General features: G+C 61.8%; 15 protein-coding genes. 9 read left to right on the plus strand and 6 right to left on the minus strand.

What is annotated here, in order from left to right:
* Window positions 1-23: 23 nt before the first annotated feature.
* The 5 genes from ACP6KB_RS10890 (at window position 24) to ACP6KB_RS10910 (ending at window position 5,905) form a co-directional block, all read left to right on the plus strand.
* On the plus strand, window positions 24-1,400 hold the full coding sequence (locus ACP6KB_RS10890) for an L-serine ammonia-lyase (RefSeq protein WP_442113721.1): 1,377 nt from the start codon (window positions 24-26) through the stop codon (window positions 1,398-1,400).
* Between the two features lie 9 nt (window positions 1,401-1,409).
* Complete coding sequence (gene gcvT / locus ACP6KB_RS10895; protein ID WP_442113722.1) at window positions 1,410-2,534, plus strand: glycine cleavage system aminomethyltransferase GcvT; 1,125 nt, start codon at window positions 1,410-1,412, stop codon at window positions 2,532-2,534.
* 17 nt (window positions 2,535-2,551) lie between these two features.
* Window positions 2,552-3,526, plus strand: a complete 975-nt coding sequence (gene lipA / locus ACP6KB_RS10900; RefSeq protein ID WP_442113723.1) for a lipoyl synthase — start codon at window positions 2,552-2,554, stop codon at window positions 3,524-3,526.
* A 648-nt stretch (window positions 3,527-4,174) separates the two neighbouring features.
* A complete protein-coding gene (locus tag ACP6KB_RS10905; RefSeq protein ID WP_442113724.1) occupies window positions 4,175-4,987 on the plus strand; it encodes a class I SAM-dependent methyltransferase in 813 nt (270 codons plus the stop codon).
* A gap of 123 nt (window positions 4,988-5,110) precedes the next feature.
* Window positions 5,111-5,905, plus strand: a complete 795-nt coding sequence (locus ACP6KB_RS10910) for an alpha/beta fold hydrolase (protein WP_442113725.1) — start codon at window positions 5,111-5,113, stop codon at window positions 5,903-5,905.
* Here ACP6KB_RS10910 and ACP6KB_RS10915 read toward each other — a convergent pair.
* Together ACP6KB_RS10915 and ACP6KB_RS10920 are read right to left on the minus strand one after the other, a co-directional pair.
* Window positions 5,877-6,527, minus strand: a complete 651-nt coding sequence (locus tag ACP6KB_RS10915) for a hypothetical protein (protein ID WP_442113726.1) — start codon at window positions 6,525-6,527, stop codon at window positions 5,877-5,879. The genes ACP6KB_RS10910 and ACP6KB_RS10915 overlap by 29 nt on opposite strands.
* Window positions 6,528-6,573: 46 nt before the next feature.
* A complete protein-coding gene (locus tag ACP6KB_RS10920) occupies window positions 6,574-7,245 on the minus strand; it encodes a DUF3313 domain-containing protein (RefSeq protein ID WP_442113727.1) in 672 nt (223 codons plus the stop codon).
* A 197-nt stretch (window positions 7,246-7,442) separates the two neighbouring features.
* Between ACP6KB_RS10920 and ACP6KB_RS10925 the strand changes: the two genes are divergently transcribed.
* The 3 genes from ACP6KB_RS10925 (at window position 7,443) to ACP6KB_RS10935 (ending at window position 11,522) form a co-directional block, all read left to right on the plus strand.
* Window positions 7,443-7,973, plus strand: a complete 531-nt coding sequence (locus tag ACP6KB_RS10925; protein WP_442113728.1) for a sigma-70 family RNA polymerase sigma factor — start codon at window positions 7,443-7,445, stop codon at window positions 7,971-7,973.
* Window positions 7,974-7,975: 2 nt separating this feature from the next.
* Window positions 7,976-8,935, plus strand: coding sequence for a FecR domain-containing protein (locus ACP6KB_RS10930; protein ID WP_442113729.1), 960 nt, complete (start codon window positions 7,976-7,978; stop codon window positions 8,933-8,935).
* 109 nt (window positions 8,936-9,044) lie between these two features.
* Entirely contained in the window at window positions 9,045-11,522 is a 2,478-nt protein-coding gene (locus ACP6KB_RS10935; protein WP_442113730.1) for a TonB-dependent siderophore receptor, read from the plus strand.
* Window positions 11,523-11,535: 13 nt separating this feature from the next.
* Here ACP6KB_RS10935 and ACP6KB_RS10940 read toward each other — a convergent pair whose 3' ends face one another.
* Window positions 11,536-12,714 (minus strand): GGDEF domain-containing protein, encoded by a 1,179-nt coding sequence (locus ACP6KB_RS10940; RefSeq protein ID WP_442113731.1) that lies wholly within the window; start codon window positions 12,712-12,714, stop codon window positions 11,536-11,538.
* A 71-nt stretch (window positions 12,715-12,785) separates the two neighbouring features.
* Window positions 12,786-13,448 carry a class I SAM-dependent methyltransferase gene (locus ACP6KB_RS10945; protein ID WP_442113732.1) on the minus strand — a complete coding sequence of 221 codons (663 nt, stop codon included), beginning with the start codon at window positions 13,446-13,448 and terminating at the stop codon, window positions 12,786-12,788.
* Between the two features lie 140 nt (window positions 13,449-13,588).
* Between ACP6KB_RS10945 and ACP6KB_RS10950 the strand changes: the two genes are divergently transcribed.
* Window positions 13,589-15,781, plus strand: coding sequence for an OsmC domain/YcaO domain-containing protein (locus tag ACP6KB_RS10950; RefSeq protein WP_442113733.1), 2,193 nt, complete (start codon window positions 13,589-13,591; stop codon window positions 15,779-15,781).
* Between the two features lie 86 nt (window positions 15,782-15,867).
* On the opposite strand, the gene ACP6KB_RS10955 is transcribed toward ACP6KB_RS10950, so the two are convergent.
* Together ACP6KB_RS10955 and ACP6KB_RS10960 are read right to left on the minus strand one after the other, a co-directional pair.
* Window positions 15,868-16,164, minus strand: a complete 297-nt coding sequence (locus ACP6KB_RS10955) for a hypothetical protein (protein WP_442113734.1) — start codon at window positions 16,162-16,164, stop codon at window positions 15,868-15,870.
* 32 nt (window positions 16,165-16,196) lie between these two features.
* Complete coding sequence (locus ACP6KB_RS10960; RefSeq protein WP_442113735.1) at window positions 16,197-17,027, minus strand: alpha/beta fold hydrolase; 831 nt, start codon at window positions 17,025-17,027, stop codon at window positions 16,197-16,199.
* Window positions 17,028-17,115 lie beyond the last annotated feature (88 nt).

Here is a 17,115-nt window from a genome sequence, read left to right on the forward strand (position 1 = left end):
GAGTTCGATCTGCGGAGGCACCTATGTCGCTAAGCGTTTTTGATCTGTTCAAGGTGGGCATCGGCCCCTCCAGCTCGCACACGGTCGGGCCGATGCGGGCAGCGGCACGCTTTGTCGAAGGGCTCAGGGCCGAGGGTGTGCTGGAGCGGGTGGACAGCGTGCGCGCCGAGCTGTACGGCTCGCTCGGCGCCACTGGCAAGGGCCATGGCAGTGACAAAGCCGTGCTGCTGGGGCTCGAAGGCGAGCATCCGGACACGGTCGATACCTCGGCGGTGGCCGAGCGTCTGGCGGCCATCCGCCAGAGCGGGACCTTGCGCCTGCTCGGCGAGCAGCCGATCCGCTTCGTCGAGAAAGACCACCTGGCGATGATCCGCAAACCCTTGCCCTATCATCCCAACGGCATGATTCTGCGCGCCTTCGATGCCTATGGCTTGCAGTTGCGCAGCCGTGAGTACTACTCGGTGGGCGGTGGCTTTGTGGTCGACGAGGAGGCGATCGGTGCTGACCGCATCGTTGAAGACCGCACGCCGTTGCGCTTCCCGTTTCTGAGCGGCCGCGAACTGCTGGCGCAATGTACTCAGCATGGCCTGTCGATCAGCCAGTTGATGGCCGAGAACGAAACCGCCTGGCGCAGCCCGGAACAGACGCGCGAGGGTTTACTGCATATCTGGCAGGTGATGCAGGGCTGTGTTCAGGCCGGGTGTCGCACTGAGGGCATCATGCCCGGCGGCCTCAAGGTCAAGCGCCGTGCCGCAGCGTTGCATCGTCAGCTTAGCGCCAACCCGGAAGCCAACCTGCGCGACAGCCTGTCGGTGCTCGACTGGGTCAACCTCTATGCCCTGGCGGTGAACGAGGAAAATGCCAGTGGCGGGCGAGTGGTCACCGCGCCCACCAACGGTGCGGCCGGCATCATCCCGGCGGTGCTGCACTACTACACGCGTTTTGTACCGGGTGCCAATGATGACGGGGTGGTGCGCTTTCTGCTCACCGCTGCGGCGATCGGCATTCTGTACAAAGAAAACGCCTCGATCTCCGGCGCTGAAGTGGGCTGCCAAGGGGAAGTCGGCGTGGCCTGTTCAATGGCCGCCGGTGCCTTGTGTGAAGTGCTCGGCGGCAGCGTGCAGCAAGTGGAAAACGCCGCCGAAATCGGCATGGAGCACAACCTCGGGCTGACCTGCGACCCGATTGGCGGCCTGGTTCAAGTGCCGTGTATCGAGCGCAACGCCATGGGCTCGATCAAAGCCATCAACGCCGCCCGCATGGCACTGCGCGGCGATGGGCAGCACTTTGTCTCCCTCGACAAAGTGATCCGCACCATGCGCCAGACCGGCGCCGACATGAAAAGCAAATACAAAGAGACGGCCCGCGGCGGGCTGGCCGTCAACATCATCGAATGCTAGGAGTTACCCATGTCCACAGAACAACTACAACAAACGCCACTGCATGGTTTACATCTGGAACTGGGCGCGCGCATGGTGCCGTTCGCCGGTTACGCAATGCCGGTCCAATACCCGCTGGGCGTGCTCAAGGAACACCTGCACACCCGTGAACAGGCCGGGCTGTTCGACGTCTCGCACATGGGCCAGATTCGCCTGCGCGGTGCCGGTGCTGCCAAAGCCCTGGAAAGCCTGGTACCGGTCGATATCCTCGACTTGCCGGTGGGCATGCAGCGCTATGCGCTGTTCACCAACGACGACGGCGGCATTCTCGATGACCTGATGGTTGCCAATCTGGGTAACGATGAACTGTTTCTGGTGGTCAACGCCGGCTGCAAGGATCAGGACCTCACCCACCTCAAACAGCATCTGGAAGGGCTGTGCGAAGTCGAATCACTGTTCGACAGCCGCGCCTTGCTCGCCCTGCAAGGGCCTTCCGCCGCCAAGGTACTGGCGCGCCTGGCACCGCAAGTGCAGGCCATGACCTTCATGCAGTTTGCCTCGGTGCGCTTGCTCGGCGTCGACTGCTACGTCAGCCGCTCCGGCTACACCGGTGAGGACGGTTACGAAATCTCGGTGCCGGTGCAGGCTGCGCAAATGCTGGCGCGTTCGCTGCTGGCCGAGCCGGAGGTCGAAGCCATCGGCCTGGGCGCGCGTGACTCGTTGCGTTTGGAAGCCGGCTTGTGCCTGTACGGGCATGACATGGAACAGGGCACTACACCGATCGAAGCGAGCCTGGCCTGGGCGATTTCCAAAGTCCGCCGCGCCGACGGTGAGCGTGCCGGTGGTTTCCCCGGTGCCGAGCGCATTCTGGGGCAGCAGCGCGACGGTGTCGCCAGCAAGCGCGTCGGCCTGTTGCCCAAGGAGCGTATTCCGGTACGTGAGGGGACAGTGATTGTCGATGCCCAGGGGCAGGAGATTGGCCGGGTCACCAGCGGCGGTTTTGGCCCCAGCCTGGGCGGGCCACTGGCGATGGGCTACGTGCACAACGCATTCGCGGCGCTGGACACTGAAGTCTTCGCCCTGGTGCGTGGCAAACAGGTACCGATGCAGGTAGCCCGTACACCGTTCGTTGCCCAACGTTACTACCGCGGCTGAAGGCCAGGAGCATGAGCATGAACCCAAGCCTGCCTGTCGCCACTCGCCCTCAGCCTTTGCAGGCCGGGGTAAAACTGCGCGGTGCCGAGAAGGTCGCGCGCATCCCGGTGAAGATCCTGCCCACCGAAGACATCCCGCGCAAACCCGACTGGATCCGGGTCGAAATCCCGACCTCGCCCGAGGTCGCCCGAGTCAAGGCGTTACTGCGTAAACACAAGCTGCACAGTGTCTGCGAAGAAGCGGCTTGTCCGAACCTGGGCGAGTGTTTTTCCGGTGGCACGGCGACGTTCATGATCATGGGTGATATTTGCACGCGCCGTTGCCCGTTCTGCGATGTCGGGCACGGTCGGCCGAAACCGCTGGACCGTGATGAACCGAAGAACCTGGCGATTGCCATCGCCGAGTTGCGCCTCAAGTACGTGGTGATTACCTCGGTTGACCGTGACGACTTGCGTGACGGCGGCGCCCAGCATTTTGTCGACTGCTTGCGCGAGATCCGCCAACGCTCGCCCGGCACCCAACTGGAAACCCTGGTGCCGGATTACCGTGGGCGCATGGAGGTGGCGCTGGCGATCACCGAGCAAGCACCACCGGATGTGTTCAACCACAACCTGGAAACCGTGCCGCGCCTGTACAAGGCGGCGCGGCCCGGTTCGGACTTTGAGTGGTCGCTGGACTTGCTGGAGAACTTCAAGCGCCGCGTGCCGGGGGTGCCGACCAAGTCCGGGCTGATGCTGGGCCTGGGCGAAACCGATGATGAAGTGCTCGAGGTGATGCAGCGCATGCGCGAGCACCAGGTCGACATGCTGACCCTGGGGCAGTACCTGCAACCTTCGCGCAGCCACCTGCCGGTGCAGCGCTTTGTGCATCCGGATACCTTTGCCTGGTTTGCCGAGCAGGCGTTGGCGATGGGCTTCAAGAACGTTGCGTCCGGGCCGCTGGTGCGCTCGTCTTACCATGCCGATCAGCAGGCGGGGCAAGTGGCGCTGTAAGGGGGAGGGCGGTTTATTGGTTCTTCACGGGTTGTCGGGGAAGGATTGGGATTGGTTTGAGGCAGTGGGCTTATCCATTTGCTGTGGTGGATGGACTGGATCCTGCATCCGGCCCTTCCGGTGGGAGCGGGCTTGCCCCGCGATTTGCTGTATTGCGCCAGATCGCGGGGCAAGCCCGCTCCCACCGTGACAAGCCCTCCAGTCACTTCCACTCGGCCTCCTGAAGTCGCTAAGTTACGGTTGTGGGGGCTTGTCGCTTTGCTTTTGCTTTGTGTGCGCGTTAGCGCGGTCCTCGCGGGAGCAATGCCGGAGGGAAGGCACCCGGAGCGAAGCGTAGGGCCGGATGCAGGAGCGAGCGGTTTTGCCTACTTTGCCCAAGAGCAAAGTAGGCCGCCGTAAGGGCGGAAGGGGCCAGTGGTGCCCCCACAGCAATTGGATAAGCTCCCAGCCCTCAAAGCCAAAGCCAAAGCCAAAGCCAAAGCCAAAGCCAATCCTGCCCCGAAAATCCGTAAAGAACCCGTTTATTCGCCGTGGTTATAGGCACGTAGCCAACGTGTCTAGCGCCTCGTAGGCTAGTGCTTGCCAGCGGGCAAAACGGGGCGTTAGCTAGTCGCAGGCGCGACCGCGCATAACAAGCAGGTGCAGACCATGAGCACACCCCTGGATTTGAATGCCTTGAAAGCACGCCAGCAGGCGGCGTGGGCCAGCGGCGACTACGCGGTGATCGGCACGACCTTGCAACTGGTCGGCGAACGCCTGGCTGAAGCCTGCGACTTGCGCTGGGACGAACGGGTGCTGGACGTCGCCGCCGGTAACGGCAACGCCACCCTGGCGGCGGCCCGGCGTGGTTGTCAGGTGGTCTCCACCGATTACGTTGGCGAACTGCTCAAACGCGGTGAAGAACGTGCCAAGGCAGAGCACCTGAGCGTGGTGTTTCAAACCGCCGATGTCGAAGCGCTGCCGTTCTCCGATGGTGCCTTCGACGCAGTCATTTCAACCTTTGGCGTGATGTTTGCCCCCGACCATGCGCAGTCGGCGCGGGAGCTTGGTCGGGTGTGTCGCTCCGGTGGCCGCATCGGTCTGGCCAACTGGACGCCACAAGGCTTCATCGGGCAAATGTTCAAAACCCTGGGCAAGCATGTGCCGCCACCGGCGGGTGCGCTACCGCCTTCGCGCTGGGGTGATGAAGAACAACTGCAGCAGTTGTTCGCGGACAGCGCTGCGCGGATCGACGTCAACCGCCAGCACTTCAACTTTCGCTACCGTTCTGCGGCGCATTTTATCGAGGTGTTCAGGACCTGGTATGGCCCGGTGCATAAAGCCTTTGCCTCGCTGGGCGGTGACGAAGCCGCAGCCCTGGAGCGCGACCTGACCCAGTTGCTCAACGACAACAATGTCGCCGGCCCCTCATCACTGGTGGTGCCCAGCGAATATCTGGAAGTCGTCATCACCCGCCGGTAGGAGCGGGCTTGCCCCGCGATCGCGGTGTGTCTGTCATATCGCATCGCGGGGCAAGCCCGCTCCCACAGTGTCAGCTCCCACTTGCTATGATGCGGCCTCTGGGACCACCAACCGAGGTTGTGCATGTCATTGTCAGTCAACACCGAAGTGCTCTGGATCGATACGCCGCAGGGCCGCCTGGCGTGTAGCCGCTGGTTCCCCGCCGATAACCCAGGCAAGCCGCCTATCGTGTTGTTCCACGACTCACTGGGCTGTGTTGCACTGTGGCGGGATTTCCCCCAGCAGCTGTGCCAGGCCAGCGGTCGTGAGGTGATTGCCTATGACCGGCTAGGCTTTGGTCAGTCCGATGCCTTCCCTGGCGCGCTGCCTTCGACGTTTATCAACGATGAAGCGGTCAATGCTTTCGCCCACCTCAAGCGCGTCCTGCAGATCGACAGCTTTGTCGCCTTGGGCCATAGCGTCGGCGGGGCGATGGCTGCCGCCTGCGCCTCGCGCTACCGGCAGGACTGCCTGGCGCTGATTACCATCGCCGCCCAGGCGTTTGTCGAGGAGCGCACGCTGCAAGGGATCCGCGATGCCAAGGTTCAGTTCCAGAACCCCGAGCACATGGCACGCCTGAGCAAATACCACGGTGACAAAGCCCCCTGGGTACTCAACGCCTGGACCGAGACCTGGCTGGCACCCACCTTCGCCGACTGGACCCTGGAGCGCTTGGTCGGTGCCATTGACTGCCCGACGCTGGTACTGCACGGCGAGCATGACGAGTACGGCTCAACGCTGCATCCGCAGCGCATTGCCCAACTCGCCAATGGTCCGAGCGAATGCCTGATTCTCGACGGCTGCTATCACGTGCCGCATCGTGAGGCACCTGAAGCCGTGTTGGCGCCTGTCAGTCGTTTCCTGGGCGCTGAGCGCTGAGGGTGTCCTGCGCCTGTGCGGCGGGGTTTCGTTCTTGTTCAAGGCTGGCCGAAGCCAGCTCAAGTGCACCCCGTCCGCCGCGGCGCAGGCAGGCCAGCAACGACAACCAGGGAATGTCGGTGATGCGCACCTGCGAACTCGGCATGGCGCGCACCTCGCCGGCCGTGCCACCGGCCGGGCCACCATCGGGCAGGTACACCAGTAGCCAGTCGCCGTGGCTTTCCAGCACCAGGGCGAAGCGAAAACCTTCACCTTCGCTGATCATGCCGACCTTGGCGCCTTCGATGTCGTCCAGACCGGCGAAGCGGGCGGTGGCATCCTTGAGCAACTGGTAGCCGGGCAGGTTGCCAAGTAGCCGGTCTTCCAGGGTTCGCAGCACCTGGGTGGCGATCCGCGTCTTGGCCAGTAGGCCGGCGAGAAAGCAGAACAGCCCAAGCAACAGCACGGCGGCGAAGGTCACTGAGGTCGCGCCGAAAACGCTGAAGCCGTCGAACAGCGGCACGACCTTTTGCACCGGTCCCTTGAGCAGGTGGATGGCCTTTTCAACCAGCACGAAAATCAGCACCAGCGGCAGTATGAGCAGCAAACCACCTGCGATTGTGGTTTTGATGAAGCTGAACATGACGCCTCCTGCGCAGAGTGCTCTGCTGGTCAGTGGGACAACGCTTTCACTGGGTTTTCAGTTGCTGGTATGACTTGGCCATGTCAGAGGCCCAGACATTGAGCACGGCCCTGAAGTCTTTGGGTTGCATGGCCTGCGAGGAATTGTCGAGGTCGGCCCCGGCACCTTTGCGCACCACTTCGGCCACGACCTTGTTGTTGGTGCTGTCGATGAATACCGCTTCGGTCGACAGGCTGGTGTCCTGGTCACGAATGCCGGTTGCGGCACTGACGCCAGCGGCGACCAGGGCGATCGGAATCACTTCGTAAGGGCGCAGGCTTTTCGTTGAGGCGCTGACGGCGGTGATCGCCGGCCGTACCACCAGCGTCTGCGGCCCGGGACCGTCGGCCAGTGGCAGCTCTTTGGCAAAGGCCGTTTTCAATGCCTGGTCGTAATACTGGGTAATGCCGTTCAGGGTATTGGCGGGGAGTTTTTCAGTGGGTTGCGGCTTTGGGTAAAGCTGGCTGGGCTCGATGTAGACACTCTTGAACTGATTGACGTTGACCCCGGGCTCAATCCAGCGCATGACCTCAGCGCCTGAGGGCGACGTTGCTTCTTTGAGGAGGCTGTAGTCTTTCAGAAAACCGGAGTATTGCTCCGGTTCAACGTAGTTACTGGCACACCCCGAGAGCGCCAGGGTAACCACACAGAGTGTTGCGCCAAGCGATTTGACCTGCATAGGTATTCTCCAGTGTTGACCGCTGTAACGAGAAGGTGCGCTGCCGATGATCGGTGCTAGCTGACATAAAGGTAGTAGGTCTTATTCAATAGTCGAGTACGGGTAACTAGCTCAAGGCCATCATCGCTGTGATTGCCATCAGGGCAGCGCTGCCACTAGAATGCTAATACTTCCTATTTGCATGAGTAGCCTTCGCAATGCCAAGCCGCGAGCCGTCCCTGCAGGTCCGGGTGGGCGACCTATACAGTGAGCAGCACCACTGGCTGAAGGGTTGGTTAAGGAACCGGGTGGCCTGTAACCATCTGGCGGCAGACCTGGTGCAGGATGTCTTCGTCAGAATCCTCGGCAGCTCCGATGCGGTACAAAAGCTGGAAGCGGTGCGCGAACCCCGGGGGTATCTGGCGACCATCGCCCGACGGCTGATGATCGATCACTTTCGCCGCGCTCGCCTGGAGCGGGCCTGGTTGCAGGTCCTGAGCGAGCAGCCGGAGGCAGTGGACATTTCTGCCGAAGAGCGCATCGTCCTGCTCGATACCCTGTACGAACTCGATGCGATGCTCGCCAGCCTCGGCGACAAGGTGCGCCAGGCGTTCCTGCTCTCGCAACTGGACGGCATGACTTACAAAGCGATTGCCCAGACCCTGGACATCTCGGTGGTCACCGTCAATCGCTACATTGGCAAAGCCATGCAGCATTGCATCCTCTATTCGCTGCAGCACGGTATCTGAGCATGGCCGCGCTTTCCCCGGAGCAACTGGCGTGCATCGAGCAAGCCGCGCAGTGGTACAGCCGCCTCAACGATGAAGCAGTGACCGCCGCCGAGCGCGACGCCTGGCAACGCTGGTTGCACGCCGCGCCCCTCAATGCCTGGGCCTGGGAGAGGGCTGAGCAGTTGATGCAGCAGTGGCGGCAACTGCCGGGGCCCATGGCATCGCAGACCCTGGCGGTGGCCCGGCACGCCCGAACGCACAACAGGCGCAGCGTGCTCAAGGGCATCACCTTGTTGCTTGGCGCTGGCAGCTTGAGCGTCGGCGGCTATCAGCAGGTAGTGAACGGGCCGTGGTTCGCGGACTTTCACAGCGCGATTGGCGAGCGCTTGCCGGTGCGTTTGGCGGACGGCACGCAATTGTTGCTCAACACCGACAGCGCGGTGGATGTGCGTTATGACGGCAGCCACTGTGCGATCACCCTGCGCCAAGGCGAGATCATGGTCAGCAGTGCCAGCCCGGCGCCTGGCGCTTGGCTCAGTGTGCAGACGCGCCACGGCCTGATCAGCACCGCCGCCAGCCGCTTCACGGTGCGTGATATGGGCGCCGCCTCCAGGGTCATGACCCTGGCGCAACAGGTGCGTGTCAGCCCTGCACAAGGGGTTGAGCAGGAACTGGGACAAGGCCTGAGTTGTGTGTTCGATGAACGCAGCGTGCAGGCGACGGTTGCCCTGGACTATGCCGCCAGCGCCTGGACACGTGGCTTGCTGATCGCCAACGACCAGCCGCTGGGTGAGTTCCTGGCCCAGCTGGGGCGTTACAACCGCGGTTGGCTACGCTGCGATCCTGCAGTGGCCGGCTTGCGTATCAGCGGCACCTTCGAACTGGACAATTTCGAGCAAATCCTGCGTGCCCTGGCCAGCAGCCTGCCGGTGCGGGTCGAGCAACGGACACGCTTCTGGATCACCGTCAGCCCTGCCTGACGCCCCCGGCAAAAATAATTTCGTGCGAATGATATTAATTGCCTCTCTCGTTCGACTTTAAGGAAGTGGCCTGACGGTCGGGTCTGGATATTATGAGAGAGCACTTTTCATGCACTGTTCGCGTTCGTTTACAGCACGTTGGTCAACGCCCTTGCGCAATAACCTTGGCCGCGCCCTGATCTGTTCGGCGGTGTTGCTGCCGGTGTTGGCGGCACCGGCGCAGGGGCGGGCTGCTGACCTGCATCGCTATCAACTGGAGCACGGTGACCTGGGGTCGGTGCTGACCCGCTTTGCCGGTGAAGCGGGGATCGTGCTGTCGTTCGATGCCAACCTGACCCGTGGCCTGCGCAGTGCCGGGCTCAACGGCAGCTACGATGCCGACAGCGGCCTGCGCCAGTTGCTGGCCGGGACCGGCTTACAGGCGTTGCGTGAAAGCGATGGGCGATACACGCTGATTGCCGTTGGTAATACCGAAGGTGCGCTGGAGCTGGATGCCACCAAAGTCAGTGGCCAGTCGTTGGGCATGACCACCGAAGGTACTGGCTCTTACACCGCCGGAGCGGTGTCGATTGGCAAAATGCCGCAGTCGATCAAAGACACCCCGCAAAGCGTCAGCGTCATCACCCGCCAGCGCATGGAAGATCAGCACCTGACTACCATGAACGATGTGCTGACCCAGACCACCGGCGTTACCGCCTACCAGGGCAGCATGACCAACTCGCGCTACCTGGCGCGCGGCTTTGAAATCACCAATTTCCGCCTCGATGGCGGGGCACCGGTGGGGGTCAGTGCCTTCGCCTGGAAAGACCTCGACATGGCCATCTATGACCACGTCGAAATCCTGCGCGGTGCCGACGGCCTGTATTCGGGCAATGGCGAGCCTGGCGGCAGCGTCAACCTGGTGCGCAAGCGCCCGACTGCCTTTAACCAGTTCCTGGTGACCCAGTCGATCGGCAGCTGGGACAACTACCGCACCGAGCTGGACGTCAGCGGCCCGTTGGGTTTCGACGGCAAGCTGCGTGGCCGGAGCGTCATCGTCTATCAGGATCGCAATTCCTATATCGACAAGTTCGACGCTGATCGCCAACTGTTCCACGGCGTACTGGAGGCCGACCTGACCGACAGCACCACCGTCACGGTCGGCTACACCCATGACCGGCTCAATTCCTCCGACCAGGCCTATGGCCTGCCGCGCTACAGCAACGGCGACGACCTGGACCTGCCGCGCAGCACCTTCCTGGCGGGCAATCACGACTACAAGAACCGCCGTGGTGACAACGTCTATGCGCGGATCGAGGAGCGCCTCAACGACGACTGGACTGCGACCCTGGATGCCATCTACGCCAAGAACCAGCAGGATCGCGACTACTACAACTTCTACGGGTCCATCGACCCACTGACCGGCACCGGCTCGACGGCCGTCTGGGCGCGCCAGGATGAAGTCTACCGGGACCGCTCGATCGACTTCTCGCTCAAGGGGGGCTTTGACCTGCTCGGTGGTCGCCACGATGCGGTGCTGGGTTACACCTGGCAGAACTCCAAGCAAGACATCGTCAGTTATGCCTCGGGTAGCCGGGTGTCAGCGGGTGACATCTTTGTCTTCGATCCCAATGATTTCCCGTCGCGCAAAGACAACGAATTCCACAACGGCACCTTGCCAACCTACATCAAGCAGAACGGCTTCTACGGCTCGCTGCGCCTGCAGCTTGCTGACCCACTGCACCTGATTCTCGGCGGGCGTTACAACGACTACTACTACCGGTTCGACAACACCCGCTACAACGCCAGCGGCGCGCAAACCTCCAGCAGTTCGACGGTCTACAGCGACGACAACGTGTTCACTCCGTTCGCCGCGCTGACCTATCGCCTGACCGATGAATGGACTGCCTATACCAGCATTGCCGAGATCTACAAGTCTCAGGCCAGCAGTCTCAAAGGGCCTAACCCGGGCTCCTCGCCGCTGGACCCGATTGAAGGGCGCGCCTATGAACTCGGCATCAAGGGAGCGTTGTTCGACGGTCGTTTGAATACCACCACCGCGCTGTACTACACCCGTCGCGAAGGTGAAGCCGTGCGCGATACCCGCTACCCTCCGTCGATGGCGGGGCAGGGCGCATCGTGCTGCTGGCTGGATGACGGCAAGGTCACCAGTAAAGGCGTTGAGTTCGAAGCCAGCGGGCAGATTACCGAGCGCCTGGAAGGCACCTTCGGCTACACCTACAACCACAACGTCGCCAGTAACACCGGCTCGACCACCACCACGACCCTGAGCCTGACACCCAAGCACTTGGGCAAGGCCTTCCTGACCTACCGCATGCCCGGTGCTCTGGAGAACCTGCGCGTCGGTGCCGGTGTCACGGCGCAGAGCGCCAGCTATGTGTCGGAGGGCAATATCGACTTTTCCCAGCCGGGTTATGCGGTCTACAACGCCTTTGCCGAGTATCGCCTGAACCAGCACTGGAGCCTGGCCCTGAACGGCAACAACCTGGCTGACAAGAAGTACTACTCGACGATCGGCACCGCCGAGTACGCCAACTTCTACGGTGATCCACGCAACATGGTCCTTTCGTTGCGCGGCACGTATTGAGGCGAGGGCAGCACTATCCGGCGTGCTGTGGCGGCGCGGCGCCGAGGGTGCGGTCAACCAGGCGGATGTTGTTGCGTCCGCCTCGTTTGGAGGCATACAGCGCTGCATCGCCTTGCTCGATTAGTGCCGCCAGGCTGGCCGGCGGTTGATCGAACAAGGTGGCACCAATGCTCAGTGACACCGCTTCGGGGGTGGCGAAGGTCTGCGCGGCGGCCGATTGGAACTGCTCACGCAGCGCGCTACCCAGGGCGATTGCGCGTGCGTGGGAGGTACTGCTGAGCAAAATGACGAATTCGTCACCGCCCAGCCTGGCCGCCAGCGCGCCTTCGGGCAGCTGCGCACGAATCATTTCGCTCAGGGTCATCAACAGGCGGTCGCCGGCCAGGTGGCCGTGCAGGTCGTTGACGCCTTTGAAGTTGTCGATATCGATCAGCAGCAAGGCCCCTGGGCGTGCACTGGACACGTCTTTGAACAACTGCGGCGCCCGCACTTCCAGGGCGCGGCGGTTGTACAGGGCGGTCAGCGGGTCTCGTGCGGCCAGGCGGGCGATACGCTCCTCACGGCGGTGCCGCTCGCTGCCGGGCATCGACAGGGCGATCAGCATGATTGCCATGGCACCTTCAACCAGGGAAATCTGGATGATCTCGCCTTGCAGCGCCGCCAGGTCGATCAACGTGCCTGGCACCACCGCCGTCACGGCTTTGGCCAGGTAGAACAAGCCATGGGCCAACAGCACATAGCGCAGTTGCACCGCGCCAACGCTAAGCGATTTGCCGTGCGGCGCGAGTAACCAACTGGCCCGGAGTGAAAGCACCGCCACCAACAGCGAGTTGGCCAGCAGCATGGCCTTCGACCACCACGGCGCGTTGGGCAGCAACAGCAACACCAGCCAGGCGATGAACACCAGGTACCAGGCGGGTTTCAAACGCACCTCGGTGAAGCGTGCAACGCCCAGCAGAAACAGCCAATGCGCAATCACCAACAAGCCGTTGGCGAACCAGATGCCTATCAGTAAAAAGCCATTCATGCGCAGCAGGGCGAGGGTCGAGCCGACGCTGATGGTCGCAAAGCCTGCGCTCCAGAACAGCAGCGAGGGTTCACGAATACTGCGCCACTCGATCGCCAGGTAAAGCGCGGCGGCAGCAGCCAGGGCCACAGAGATTGCCAACATCGTTGGAGGGTCGAGCACCATAGGCTGTTTGACTCGCGAAATAGGCGCTTGATTGTAATCGCTTGAGGCGATTTTTTCCGCGTTCTGCGTGGCTATTGAGCGACCAATAGCAGCGATTGCGGCACAGCGCTTTGCGGGTGTTGGGGCTCTTGCAGCGAAGTCAGGGTAAACCCGGCCATGTCCAGGGCATTGAGCCAGCTCGACAAGGTGCGAAAGTACCACGGCATCGGCTGCCATTGGCCGTTGAGCCCGCTGAAATGCTCTTCGCGCCAGCCGTCTTGATAGTTGCCGTCCGCCACCGCCCACGGGTGCAAGGTTTGAATCACCAGTGCGCCGCCAGGGGCGAGCAAAGCGTGCAGGGCGCTGAGCAGCGGGATGATGTCTTGATGCAGCAGGGCGAAATTGGCGCAGATCAAATCGTAGTCACGGCCGATGTCCACGCTTGCGGCCACCAGTTGCTCATAACTGGCCAGATGTACCGGCGCGGCACCTGCAGCCCGCGCCGCGTCAACCAGGGTGGCCTCACCGTCGACCCCGACCGCGTCAATGCCGCGGGCCGCCAGCGCCCGCAGCAACCAGCCTTCGCCGCAGCCGAGGTCGAGCACGCGTGTCGGCTGGCGGCCGAGCACCGCCAGCAGGATGGCCTGGTCGGTGACCTGCAGGCGACTGTCGATCGCGCCCTGGCGCACCGCGTCGATCCAGGACTGCGCATTGTGCTGCCAGCTCTGTACAAGGGAGGTTTCCGGGTTGGGCATGTGGCCATCCGAAGTTGGAGGGTGAGCTTGAAGGATAGGACAATCGCAGCAGCGGCTGTCACGCGAAAGCACAAGACTTCCTGGCGAAAAGCCGGATAATGGCGGCCAAATTGTTTTGCTGCTTATGATGGTATTCCCGCATGGAAATCAAGGTTAATTTTCTCGACAACCTCCGACTTGAAGCCAAGTTCGATGACTTCACGGTGGTCGCCGATCAACCTATCCGCTACAAGGGCGACGGTTCGGCCCCTGGGCCGTTCGATTATTTCCTGGCGTCTTCGGCGCTGTGCGCGGCGTACTTCGTCAAGCTGTATTGCCAAACGCGTGACATCCCCACCGAAAATATTCGTTTGGCGCAGAACAACATTGTTGATCCAGAAGACCGCTACAAGCAGATCTTCAAGATTCAAGTGGAGTTGCCAGCCGACATCAGCGCCAAGGATCGCCAGGGCATTCTGCGCTCCATCGAGCGCTGCACGGTGAAAAAGGTGGTGCAGACCGGGCCAGAGTTTGTCATCGAAGAAGTCGACAACCTGGACGCCAACGCCCAGGCCCTGCTGATGCTCGATTCGGCCTCGGACAAAAGCACTTACATTGCTGGCAAGGACCTGCCACTGGAGCAGACCATCGCCAATATGTCGGCGATCATGGCCGACTTGGGCATGAAAATCGAAGTCGCTTCGTGGCGCAATATCGTCCCCAACGTCTGGTCGCTGCACATCCGCGACGCGCAATCGCCGATGTGCTTCACCAACGGCAAGGGTTCTACCAAGGAAAGCGCCCTGGCTTCGGCGCTGGGTGAGTTCATCGAGCGACTGAACTGCAACTTCTTCTACAACGACCAGTTCTGGGGTGAAGACATTGCCAACGCGCCGTTCGTCCATTACCCCGAAGAGCGCTGGTTCAAGCCTGGCCGCAAAGATGAACTGCCGGCAGAAATCCTCGACGCCTATTGCCTGAAGATCTACAACGCCGACGGCGAACTGCGCGGTTCGCACCTGTACGACACCAACTCGGGCAATGAAGCGCGCGGCATCTGTTCGCTGCCGTACGTGCGCCAGTCCGATGGCGAGGTGGTGTATTTCCCCTCCAACCTGATCGAAAACCTCTACCTCAGCAACGGCATGAGCGCCGGCAACACCCTGGCCGAGGCGCAGGTGCAATGTTTGTCGGAAATCTTCGAACGCGCGGTCAAACGCGAAATTCTCGAGGGCGAGTTTGCCCTGCCGGATGTACCGCAAGAAGTTCTGGCGAAGTACCCCAGCATCCTCGCGGGTATTCAGGGCCTGGAAGCGCAGGGTTTCCCGGTGCTGGTCAAGGATGCCTCGTTGGGCGGTGAATTCCCGGTAATGTGCGTGACCTTGATGAACCCGCGTACCGGTGGGGTCTTTGCCTCGTTCGGTGCGCACCCAAGCTTTGAAGTGGCGCTGGAACGCAGCCTGACCGAGTTGCTCCAGGGGCGCAGCTTCGAAGGCCTGAACGATTTGCCGCAACCGACCTTTGCCGGCTACGCGGTGACCGAGCCGAACAACTTCGTCGAGCACTTCATCGACTCCAGCGGTGTGGTGTCGTGGCGCTTCTTCAGTGCCAGCGCCGATTTCGAGTTTGTCGAGTGGGACTTCTCCGGCCACGGCGAAGACTCCAATGTCCAGGAAGCCGCAACCTTGTTCGGTATTCTCGAGAGCATGGGCAAAGAAGCCTACATGGCGGTGTACGAGCACCTCGGCGCCACCGCTTGCCGGATTCTGGTGCCGGGTTATTCGGAAATCTATCCGATCGAAGACCTGATCTGGGACAACACCAACAAAGCGCTGTTCTTCCGCGAAGACATTCTCAACCTGCACCGCCTGAACGACAGCGAACTGCGTGCCTTGGTCGAGCGCCTGGAAGAGAGCGAACTGGATGACTACACCGACATCAAGACGCTGATCGGCATCGAATTCGATGACAACACCGCCTGGGGCCAGCTAACGATCCTGGAACTCAAACTGCTGATCTACCTGGCCCTCAAGCAATACGAAGACGCCAAAGACCGGGTGGAAACCTTCCTGCAGTTCAATGACAACACCGTTGAGCGTGGCTTGTTCTACCAGGCCTTGAACGTGGTGCTGGAGGTGGAGATCGACGACGACATGGTCATCGAAGACTACGAAGTCAACTTCCGCCGCATGTTCGGCAACGAGCGCATGGATGCGGCGCTGGGCTCGGTAGACGGCAGCGTACGTTTCTATGGCCTGACGCCGACCAGCATGAAGCTCGAAGGTCTGGACCGCCACCTACGCCTGATCGACAGCTACAAAAAACTGCACCAGGCACGGGCCACCAAACGGTAGGAGCGGGCTTGCCCCGCGAAGCGATGTAATAGACAAACCGCAATCCAAGGGCAAACCCAGTCACCACACCGCGACACCCACAACCGTCACTTACACTCAGCGAGCACCACCTTGCAGGTATTGGGGGTGCCGCCGGAGCGGCCGGCGTAGCGTATGCAGTTGTTCAAGGACTTCTGCCGCGCCATCTGCAGCGTGGCGCCCCAGGCCAGGCCACCTTCGCCTGCCGTCGGCAGGGCTTTGGCGAAACAGCTGGAACCTGCGCGTGAGCTTGAGTAATAGGTCGGCTTCGGTTTGCTTGAGCACCCCGCAGCCACGGCCAGGCAGAGGGCAAGCAGGCAAGGCACTAGCCGTGTTGAGCCTGTGAACGCTGGTTTGCCGATCATCCTGCATCCCCTCTGCAAAGCCGTGTTGCCGATCAGCTACGGATGAAGGCGAGCAGGTCGGCGTTGATGGTGTCTGCGTGGGTGGTGGGCATGCCGTGGGGGAACCCTTTGTAGGTTTTCAAGGTGCCGTTGCTGAGCAGTTTAGCCGAGAGCACGCCTGAGTTTTCGTAGGGCACGATCTGGTCGTCATCGCCATGCATCACCAGCACGGGCAGGGTAATGGCCTTCAGGTCGGCGGTGAAGTCGGTTTGCGAGAAAGCGACAATACCGTCGTAGTGCGCCTTGGCGCAGCCCATCATGCCCTGGCGCCACCAATTCCAGATCACCCCTTGTGAAGGCGCTGCGCCTGGGCGGTTGTAGCCGTAGAACGGCCCGGCCGGAATGTCGTGGTAGAACTGCGCGCGGTTGGCCGCCAGTTGCGCCTGCAGGTCGTCGAACACCGCCTTGGGCAGGCCGCCGGGGTTGCTATCGGTTTTTACCATCAGCGGCGGCACGGCGCCGAGGATCGCCGCTTTGCTGGCGCGTTCCTGGCCGTGACGGGCGAGGTAGTGCACCACTTCACCGCCACCGGTGGAGTGGCCGACATGCACCGCGCCTTGCACACCAAGGTGCTTGACCACCGCGGCCACGTCGTCGGCGTAATGGTCCATGTCGTGGCCATCCCAGACCTGGCTGGACCGTCCGTGGCCGCGCCGGTCGTGGGCGATCACCCGATAGCCCTGGGCGAGGAAAAACAGCATCTGTGCGTCCCAGTCATCGGCGCTCAGTGGCCAGCCATGGTGAAAGAAAATCACCGGGGCATCACGCGGGCCCCAGTCTTTGTAGAAGATTTCAACGCCGTCTTTGCTGGTAACGAATGCCATGCTCAGTGCTCCTCAGTGACGTGGGAACTGCGTGAACCTGCTGCGTATTTTCAATGCCCGGTGGAAGGCAATCTTTGAGCATAGGTCA

Origin of the sequence: Pseudomonas sp. NUPR-001 (assembly GCF_052147955.1) — a bacterium.
GTDB lineage: Bacteria > Pseudomonadota > Gammaproteobacteria > Pseudomonadales > Pseudomonadaceae > Aquipseudomonas.